At 66.1% G+C, this 8,837-nt stretch carries 8 protein-coding genes; 1 reads left to right on the forward strand and 7 read right to left on the reverse strand.

Annotated elements, in window-relative coordinates:
- Positions 1-71 precede the first annotated feature (71 nt).
- From AS93_RS0108265 to aroC, 4 genes are all read right to left on the reverse strand, one after another.
- On the reverse strand, positions 72-527 hold the full coding sequence (locus AS93_RS0108265) for a Smr/MutS family protein (RefSeq protein ID WP_027590179.1): 456 nt from the start codon (positions 525-527) through the stop codon (positions 72-74).
- Between the two features lie 114 nt (positions 528-641).
- Positions 642-1,187: a hypothetical protein gene (locus AS93_RS0108270; protein ID WP_027590180.1), complete on the reverse strand. Its 546-nt coding sequence runs from the start codon at positions 1,185-1,187 to the stop codon at positions 642-644.
- Between the two features lie 19 nt (positions 1,188-1,206).
- Positions 1,207-2,373 carry an MFS transporter gene (locus AS93_RS0108275; protein WP_027590181.1) on the reverse strand — a complete coding sequence of 389 codons (1,167 nt, stop codon included), beginning with the start codon at positions 2,371-2,373 and terminating at the stop codon, positions 1,207-1,209.
- Positions 2,374-2,435: 62 nt separating this feature from the next.
- Positions 2,436-3,527: a chorismate synthase gene (gene aroC, locus AS93_RS0108280; RefSeq protein WP_027590182.1), complete on the reverse strand. Its 1,092-nt coding sequence runs from the start codon at positions 3,525-3,527 to the stop codon at positions 2,436-2,438.
- 169 nt (positions 3,528-3,696) lie between these two features.
- Between aroC and AS93_RS0108285 the strand changes: the two genes are divergently transcribed.
- Positions 3,697-4,494, forward strand: coding sequence for a hypothetical protein (locus tag AS93_RS0108285; RefSeq protein ID WP_027590183.1), 798 nt, complete (start codon positions 3,697-3,699; stop codon positions 4,492-4,494).
- Positions 4,495-4,792: 298 nt separating this feature from the next.
- Here the strand turns inward: AS93_RS0108285 and AS93_RS0108290 are convergent, their stop codons facing one another.
- The 3 genes from AS93_RS0108290 to AS93_RS0108300 form a co-directional block, all read right to left on the reverse strand.
- Positions 4,793-6,643, reverse strand: coding sequence for a VWA domain-containing protein (locus AS93_RS0108290; protein ID WP_027590184.1), 1,851 nt, complete (start codon positions 6,641-6,643; stop codon positions 4,793-4,795).
- 107 nt (positions 6,644-6,750) lie between these two features.
- Positions 6,751-8,169: a cbb3-type cytochrome c oxidase subunit I gene (locus AS93_RS0108295; protein ID WP_027590185.1), complete on the reverse strand. Its 1,419-nt coding sequence runs from the start codon at positions 8,167-8,169 to the stop codon at positions 6,751-6,753.
- Positions 8,170-8,172: 3 nt separating this feature from the next.
- Positions 8,173-8,613: a cytochrome c gene (locus AS93_RS0108300; protein WP_027590186.1), complete on the reverse strand. Its 441-nt coding sequence runs from the start codon at positions 8,611-8,613 to the stop codon at positions 8,173-8,175.
- Positions 8,614-8,837 lie beyond the last annotated feature (224 nt).

The raw sequence follows: 8,837 nt of genomic DNA on the forward strand, positions 1-8,837 counted from the left end.
CGCGCCGAGGCCTGGCGGCCGTGGCGGGCGTATGCGGCGGTTTATCTGTGGGAGCGGTATGCGGGCGGTGGCTAAGGAAACTCCGCAAGGCCGCCCACCAGCGCAGCCAGTAAGCGGGCATCCTGCAGCGCATGGTGGGGTGGCTCATAGCCCAGATCATCGAACTCGATATCGCTGCTGATCCGCCCCGCCGTCACCCCGTCCGGCAAGCCTTCGGGGCCGGCCAGCCATACCAGTAATGGCCAGTCCCACATCACCGCATCACTGACGATCTCGACCGGCCCGAGCGCCAGCAGGAACGCCCGCAGCTCGGTTCGCGCCTGATCCACAGTACGTCCGTGGACATTCAGATCCAACTGCGGCAAGACGATCTCGCGCACGAAGTCCGAGCACTCGGCCTCGACCCAGTGGTCGGTGAGTTCGACATAGAACTCAGGGCCGCCAGGGACGACCAGGGCCAGGCTGATCAGCTTGTAGGTGTAGGGATTGAGGTCGGTGAATTCGGTGTCGAGGTAGGCGCGATGCATTCCGGCTCCGGCAGCGGTTGTACAAACCTAAAGGTCAACAACGTGGTTCTTGGCCGCCGGCGCGGTGCGCACGGCGGCCGGGAAAGCGCCGACCGCCCTACATGGCTGGCCTATTCAGCAATAATGCTCCACCCCAAAAAACCGCCCAGCGATCATCTCGCCGGTTTCTTCCGGCGCAATACCTTCCGGCGCCAATCGCACCGCCAGGCAATGCGGCTCGGCCCCCAGACTCACCCAATGCGCCACGCCCTTGGGCACGCTCAGCAGATCGCCGCGCTCGCCGAGGAAGGCAAACACTTCGTTGCCGATATGCAGGCTGACCAGTGCGCGACCACCGAGGAACAGCCAGGCCTGTTCGGCGGCCAGGGTCTGTTCGTTGGCGAAACGGGCGTTGAGTTCGGCGGTCTGTTCGCTGTCCCGTTCCAGGCTGAGGATGTCCTGCACGGGCAGGTTCAGTTCGCCGGCGACGTCTTGCAGCAGTGCGCCGTAGCCGGCGCGCACCTCGGTTTCGCTGGCGCCGGGGCGTGCGTCGCCTTTGATATCGCGCTGCTGGTAGCGCACGCCCACGTCGGCCAGGGTGGCGGCGATGTCGTCGGCGTGGATGAGCATCTTGCTCGGCACTTCGGGGATGGCGACGCTGTAAACGCTCAGAACACTCATCGAACTCTCTCTTGGTAAATCAGACCGGCGGGGCGCTGTGCGGGGTTTCCTTCAGGCGCTTGGCGATGATGAAAGCGGCCAGCGCCGCGCCGGTGCTGGCAATCAGGAACGTGGGGCCGGCACCCAGGGCGCTCCAGCTGTACCCCGCATAGAGGGCACCCAGGGCGCCGCCCATACCGGACACGGTGGCATAGGAGGCCTGGCCGCGACCCAGGTGGCGGATGCCGAAGGCGCGTTGCACGAAGTGCACGGCAGCGGAATGGAAGCAACCGAAGCTGGCGGCGTGCAGCAGCTGTGCAGTCAGCAGCACGAACAGTTCCTGGGCCAGGTAACCCATCAGCAGCCAGCGCACGGCGGCGAGCAACATGCTGAACATCAGCACGCGGCGCAGCGAGAAGCGGTCGAGGATGCGCGCCATCACCATGAACACGCCGATTTCCGCCACCACACCCAGCGCCCAGATCAGGCCGATGGTGCCGCGCGGGTAGCCGAGGTTTTCCAGGTGGATGGTCAGGAAGGTGTAGTACGGGCCGTGGGACGCCTGCATCAGCACCACGCACAGGAAGAACGCCGGCACGCCGGGTTTCCACAGCAGTTTCCAGAAGCCCAGCTGCACGGTGGTGTCGCTGCTGGGGGACGGTGCGGCGTCCGGCACGCGCCAGGCGGTGGCGACGATGGCCAGCATGATCACCAGCATGGCGGCGGGGAAGCTGTCCAGGCTCAACCAGTCGAACAGCCAGCCCAGGGCCACCACCGCAACGATGAAGCCGATGCTGCCCCACAGGCGCACGCGGCTATAGAAGGTTGGGCGTTCGCGCAGGTGGGCCAGGGTGATGGCCTCGAACTGCGGCAGGATGGCGTGCCAGAAGAAGGCATGCAGGGCCATGACCATGGCCAGCCACATGAAGCTCTTGTCGAACAGGATCAGCGCGAAGGCCAGCAGCGTGCAGACCGCGCCGAGGCGCACGATCGCCAGCCGACGCCCGGTGACGTCGCCCAGCCAGCCCCACACGAAGGGCGACAGGCAGCGCATCAGCAGCGGAATGGCCGCCAGTTCACCGATGCGCGCGGGCGAGAAGCCGAGGTGGGCGAAATACAGCGAGAGAAACGGCGCGGTCGCCCCGAGCAGGGCGAAGTACGCGAAATAAAAACCGGAGAGACGCCAATACGGGAGCGCGGAATCCATAGCCTTCAGCCGAATGTGCGAGCCGGAGCCGCTTGCCCGGCTTCAGGCTCGCGGACTCAGGGTCAGAGTTGTCCCAACACTGGGGTGGAGACGCTCACCTCGGCGTTCTGGGCACGGTGGCGCAGCAGATGATCCACCAGCACCAGCGCCATCATGGCTTCGGCGATGGGCGTGGCGCGAATGCCCACGCACGGATCGTGACGGCCCTTGGTGATCACCTCGACCGGATTGCCATGCACATCGATGGAGCGACCCGGCGTAGTGATGCTGGAAGTGGGCTTGAGTGCCAGATGGGCGACGATCGGCTGGCCGCTGGAGATGCCGCCGAGGATGCCGCCGGCGTGGTTGGAGAGGAAACCCTCCGGGGTCAGTTCGTCGCGGTGCTCGGTGCCCCGCTGGGCGACGGCGGCGAAGCCGTCGCCGATCTCCACACCCTTCACCGCGTTGATGCTCATCAGCGCGTGGGCCAGCTCGGCGTCCAGGCGGTCGAAGATCGGCTCACCCCAGCCCGGCGGCACGCCCTCGGCGACCACGGTTATCCTGGCGCCCACGGAATCCTGGTCGCGGCGCAGCTGGTCCATGTAGGCCTCCAGCTCCGGCACCTTGTCCGGGTCCGGGCAGAAGAAGGCGTTCTGCTCCACCGCGTCCCAGGTCTTGAAGGGAATTTCGATCGGGCCGAGCTGGCTCATGTAGCCACGCACCTGAACACCCAGCTTGGCCAGGACCTTCTTGGCGATGGCGCCGGCAGCCACGCGCATGGCGGTCTCGCGGGCCGAGCTGCGGCCGCCGCCCCGGTAGTCGCGGATGCCGTACTTGTGGTGGTAGGTGTAATCGGCGTGGGCCGGGCGGAACAGGTCCTGGATGGCCGAGTAGTCCTTGGACTTCTGGTCGGTGTTGCGGATCAGCAGGCCGATCGGGCAGCCGGTGGTCTTGCCTTCGAACACGCCGGAGAGGATCTCGACTTCGTCGGCTTCCTGACGCTGGGTGGTGTGGCGGCTGGTGCCCGGCTTGCGGCGATCCAGGTCGCGCTGCAGGTCGTCCAGCGACAGCTCCAGCCCCGGCGGGCAGCCATCGACAATAGCCACCAGGGCCGGGCCATGGCTCTCGCCGGCGGTGGTAACGGTAAACAGCTTGCCGAAGGTATTGCCGGACATCCTGATGCTCCGCGATCAGCCTCTGGAAAAGGCCGGCAGTATACCCGAGAGCCCGCCTGCGAGGCTGCCCGTTGCGGACTGCCAACTCCATCGGGTTCTGCAAAAAAACCACTGCAGATTGCCGACCTTCTGCCGATAACTGCGGTGCAGATAGTCTGTGGGCCTTCCGATGACCGACACACACACTCCCGAACAACCCGAACAGCAGGCGGCCGCTCCGGCCGAGCCGGACGCGCAGGCGCCCCAGGGCCATCCCTGGGAACTGCTGGCGCCCGAGCCCTACTGTCTGCTGCGCCTGTATCCGCAGCCTTTCGACCGGGCCACCGGCGCGCGGCCGCTGCGCTTTGCGCAGTTTTCGCGCATTGAGCGCCACAGCCAGAAGGAAAGCCTGCTGCGCCTGAGCGTCGAGCTGCCCGGCCAGTCGCTGAAGAAGGACCAGAACCGCCTGGATGTCTGGCTGGATCACCAGCAGAAGGAAATGCGCTTCGAGCCGCTGCAGATCGACCCGCCGAACCGTGGCCTGGGACGTTTCCTGCTGGCCCAGGCCATCGAGTGGGCGCAGCAGAAGTGGTCGCACTACGCGGTGAAGTCCGGCGACCTGCCCTATCGCAACATGCTCAGCGAGGACGCCCGCCTGCGCCGCGACCATGCGCTGCGCCAGCAGGGTTTCGAGGTGCTGTACCCGGACGAGGGCCAACTGCGCGCCACCTACGGGGCCAAGCGGGTCAGCGAGCTGGAGGCCGAGTGGAACCCGGACAAGGTCCAGGTGCTCGACGAGCTGGATTGCGCCGCCATGCTGGAACAGGCGGACACCCAGCTGCGCGATCAGGAAGCGCTGATCCGCAAGCACGAGGAACGCATCACCTGGCTCAAGCGCGAAGACAGCGGCCTGCGCTTCACCGTCACCTGCCTGGTGGCGTTCGCGCTGTTCCAGGCGGGGCTGCTGATCTGGATTGCCACGCGGTAAGCGGTGCCCTGTAGGGCGGACAGCGCTTCACCTGTCCGCCGTCGCGTACCCCGCCGCAACGCCCGGCCAACCGCCGCCTGGCGGACAAAAAACAACGTTGTCCGCCCTACGCTGCAGTCCCGCCTATGGCTGGTCAACTGCCGGTACATCGCCGGCCTCGCGGTGAGCGGTGCCCGGGCTCAGCGGTAGGGCGGACAGCGCTTCACCTGTCCGCCGTCGCGTGCCCCGCCGCAACGCCCGGGCCAGCTGCCGCCTGGCGGACAAAAACAACGTTGTCCGCCCTACGCTGCAGTCCCGCCTACGGTTGGGTCAGCTGCCGATACAGCTGCGGCAAGCGGAACGGCAGCTGTTTCGGGTCGTGGATCAGCGTGAAGCCGTTCACCCCGAACATGTACGGCAGGTAGTCACCAGCCTCGCGGTCGATGGTGATGCAGAACGGCAGCAGGCCCAGGCGCCGCGCTTCGATCACCGCCTGGCGGGTATCTTCCACGCCATAGCGGCCCTCATACAGATCCAGATCGTTCGGCTTGCCGTCGGTGACCAGCAGCAGCAGCTTGCGCTTCTGCGGCCGCGCCGCCAGCGTGCGGCTGGCCTGGCGGATCGCCGCCCCCATGCGCGTGTAGTATCCGGGACGCAGCGCCTGGATGCGCCCACGGGTGGTGTCGTCGTAGCGCTGGCGGAAGGTCTTCAATTCCTGCAGGCGTACCTGGTTGCGGCGCAGCGAGGAGAAGCCGTACAGGGCGAACGGGTCGCCCACCGCGCTGAGCGCCTCGCCGAACAGCAGCAGGCTATCGACGATCAGGTCGATGACCCGGTGTTCGTCGTCCAGGTGCGCGTCGGTGGACATGGACAGGTCGGCCAGCAGCAGGCAGGCCAGGTCGCGGCGGCTCTGGCGCATGTCCATGAACAGGCCGCGCTCGACGCACTGGCCGTGCACGCGCTCGACGTGGAAATCCAGCCAGGCCTGCAGGTCCAGTTCGCTGCCCTGGGGTTGCTGGCGCAGCCACTGGCGGTCGTTGCGCAGGTGCTCGAACTGCCGGCGCAGGCGGCGCGCCAGCGGCGCCAGGTGCAGCGGCAGGCTCTTCGGCTCGGCGTCGCGCGGCAGCATCGGCTGCAGCAGCACGTAATCCTCGACCAGCGCCTGCTTGCGGTAGTCCCACTCGGGCAGGCGGATGCCCTCGCCGAACGGCACGTCGTCGTTTTCGGCGGAGGGCAGGTCAAGGTCGAGCTTCAGCCCACCGCCCTTGCTGGAGCGCTTGCGCGACACCGACAGGTGATCCAGATCGTCGGCCACGCGGGCGGCGTCCAGGTCTTCGGTGTCGTCGCCGCAGCGGTCCAGGTCGACGTGCTCGGACCAGCTGAACAGGTTCTCCAGGCGAAACAGCAGCAGGCCACCCTTGCCGGTGTTTTCCTCGACCCGCTCGGCACGCTTGCGCGGCGCCTTGCCTTCCTCGCTCGGCGGCTTCAGGCCGACGCCTTCTTCCTCCTCGCTGTCCTCCAGGCTCGCGGCCTGCGGGTCGTCCAGGCGCTGCGGCGGATACAGCCACAACGGCAACGGCCAGGGCGAGCGCTCGCTGCGCGGGAATTTATCCACACTGCCGGGCTGGCGCAGCGCCTGGCGCAGGGCGCGCTCCAGCGCCGCCTCCTCGGCAGGCATCTGTTCCGGGGCGGGGCGCAGCGGCAACAAGGCTTCCACCAGGCGCTGGTAGCGCTTGCGCAGGGCCGGGTAGCGTTCCAGCAGTTCGGCGGTCCAGCGCTGATTGTCGCGACCCCAGTGGCGCATCGGTCCGGCGTGGGCGGCCAGCAGCGCCAGCCAGCGGTACAACTCGCGGTTCAGCGCCACATCCGGGAACACCGCCAGGCTGGCCGGCAGGCGCAGGTTGCCGGGGTCGCACCAGGCCACGGGGGCCTGCTGGCAGGTGCCGGCCACCTGTTGCAGCAGGCTGCGGCGCAGCAGCAGTTCGCGGGCGCTGGCGGCCGCCAGCTCGACACCGCTGGCCCCACCCAAGGCGCGGAACAGCACGGCCAGCGAGCGCTGCATGTCGGCCAGTTCCACCCGGGCTTCGGGGAATTCCGGGCTGGCACGCCGCGTGATGAAACGGTGCCAGATGCCGCCGACCCACTCTTCGACTTCAACGCTGAAGGCCATGACAGAATCCTCTTGTGTTGCTTGACGAGGCGAACGATCGCCCCTGAAACGCCACAGGGCGGCCCGCTGTTCCAGCCGGGCCGCCCTGCCTTACCTCAACGCGTCACTCAGGCCGTGGCCGGAGCCTGTACCGTGGCCTCGGCCCGCTGGCGGAAGCTCAGCAGGTAGCAGGCCAGGCCGACCAGGAACATCACACCGGCGACCAGACGCAGCCAGAAGAACACGGCCAGTTGGTCCATGGTGTTCATGAACGACATGGCGGCGCCGTCTGCAGGCATGCGCTGCAGCCAGACCTGCACCACGCCGGCGGCGGTCAGCAGCAGGGTGATCAGCAGCATGGCGCTGGTCATCAGCCAGAAGCCCCACAGCTCGACACTCTGCGCACGAGCGCTGGGTGCCTCGCCCAGGCCACGCAGGCGCGGCATGGCGTAGGACATCAGGGTCATGACGATCATCGCGTAGGCGCCGTAGAAGGCCAGGTGGCCGTGGGCGGCGGTGAGCTGGGTGCCGTGGGTGTAGTAGTTCACCGGAGCCAGGGTGTGCATGAAGCCCCACACGCCCGCGCCGAGGAACGCCGTCACCGTGGTGCCGATGGCCCAGTAGGAAGCAGCCTTGTTCGGGTGCTGGCGACGACGGCGATTCACCATGTTGAAGGCGAACAGCACCATGGCGAAGAACGGCAGCGGTTCCAGGGCCGAGAAGATCGAACCCAGCCACAGCCACACACCCGGTGCGCCGATCCAGAAGTAGTGGTGACCCGTGCCAAGGATGCCGGTGATCAGAGCCATGGCGATGATCACGTACAGCCACTTCTCGATGACTTCGCGGTCCACGCCGGTGATCTTGATCAGCACGAAGGCCAGCATCGAGCCCATGATCAGTTCCCACACGCCTTCCACCCACAGGTGCACCACCCACCACCAGTAGAACTTGTCACGGGTGAGGTTTTCCGGGTTGTAGAAGGAGAACAGGAACAGCACGGCCAGACCGATCAGACCGGTCATCATGACCACGTTGATGGCGGTCTTGCGGCCCTTGAGCATGGTCATGCCGATGTTGAACAGGAAGCCCAGGGCGACGATGACGATACCGATCTTGGTGATCGTCGGTTGCTCGAGGAACTCCCGTCCCATGGTCGGCAGCAGCTCGTTGCCGGTCATCTTGGCCAGGCCGGCATAGGGCACCAGCAGGTAGCCCAGGATGGTCAGCACGCCGGCGACGGCGAACACCCAGAACAGGATCATGGCCAACTTCGGGCTGTAGAGCTCGCGGTCGGACTCTTCCGGAATCAGGTAGTAGGCGGCGCCCATGAAGCCAAACAGGATCCAGACGATCAGCAGGTTGGTGTGCACCATCCGCGCCACGTTGAACGGAATGGCCGGGAACAGGAAGTCACCGATGACGTACTGGGTGGCCATGATCAGGCCGAATAGCACCTGACCCACGAACAGGATCATGGCGAACACGAAGTACGGCAGCGCAACCTTCTGCGACTGGAATTTCAAATGCGGGTTCAAGAGGTTCATGGATCAACCCTCCCTGTTCGGCGGCCAGCTGAAGGTATCGATCTTCGAAGTCCACTTGAGGAACTCCGCCATATCGTTCACTTCCTGCTCGGTGAGGTTGAACTGCGGCATCGCACGGCGACCCGGAACACCCAGCGGCTGGGCCTTCATCCAGGCATGCAGGAAGCTGTTGAAGGCTTCTTCACCCCCGCGGCGGACGAACACGTTACCCAGCTCCGGCGCGAAGTACGCACCCTCGCCCAGCAGCGTGTGGCAGCCGATGCAGTTGTTCTGCTCCCAGACCAGTTTTCCGCGCACCACCGCTTCGGTCATTTCCGACTCGTTGGTGCGCTCTGGTATTTCCTTTTCTGTGTGGTAGGTCAGGCCCAGGAACACCAGGATGAAGAAAAGACTTCCTCCAAAGTAGATGTTCCTGGCCATGCCCTTTGTGAAGGTCTCTGACATCGTGACGCCTCCTGTTGGCTTGGCATGGCCATTCTAGGAACCGCCCCTTTCGATCCTGCTTGATGGCAATCAAGAAGCCCGAATGAATTGGTCAGGCATTCGGCCAGACTGACGCCCGGTAGTCCGCCGTAGAGCCGGCGTAGGGCGGACAACGTCGTTCTTGTCCGCCAGCCCAGGCACCGGCCCGACACCGCAGCGGCGGACAGGTGAAGCGTTGTCCGCCC

It is taken from the genome of Pseudomonas sp. RL (genome assembly GCF_000647775.1).
In the GTDB taxonomy this organism is placed as follows: Bacteria; Pseudomonadota; Gammaproteobacteria; order Pseudomonadales; family Pseudomonadaceae; genus Serpens; species Serpens flexibilis.